Source organism: Mycetohabitans sp. B8 (assembly GCF_021991875.1).
Lineage (GTDB): Bacteria > Pseudomonadota > Gammaproteobacteria > Burkholderiales > Burkholderiaceae > Mycetohabitans.
On record NZ_JAHLKR010000074.1, the window covers coordinates 1 to 417 of the forward strand.

Sequence of the window (417 nt, forward strand, 5' to 3'; positions counted from 1 at the left end):
TTGTTCGCGTTCGGTGTCAGGCAGCCACTTCAATTGCTGAACAGGTTGGTCGGGCGTACAGTCCAGTGCGTTGACCAAACTTTCGAGCACCTGCTGCATGTAAGCGCACACGCGATCAGGATTACCGGGTTGTGCGATATGCACAGTTAATCCGAGCGCAATACCATAATCCTCCACCGACAAGGCCAGTGGATAGTTGCTTCGCTCTTGCCCGCCCAGAAATTGGATGCCAGCCAGTGCGTCACTGTCCTCTGCCGAGAGCGTATTGTGCCGGTAATTCAACAACGCGCTAAAGAGTGGCGAACCGGCGGGCGTACCGCTACAGCGCAGCGCGCGTACCAGTGGCGTATGCTCATGTTCGAGCAGCGACGCCAGTCGAGTATGCGTGGCGTGTACACTCGACTCCACGCTGCCATC

1 protein-coding gene is annotated in these 417 nt (G+C 57.3%); it reads right to left on the bottom strand.

Annotated features, from left to right (window positions below; all coding sequences use genetic code 11):
• On the bottom strand, positions 1-417 hold a 417-nt coding region (locus KQH60_RS15130; RefSeq protein WP_237577148.1), incomplete at both ends, for a hypothetical protein.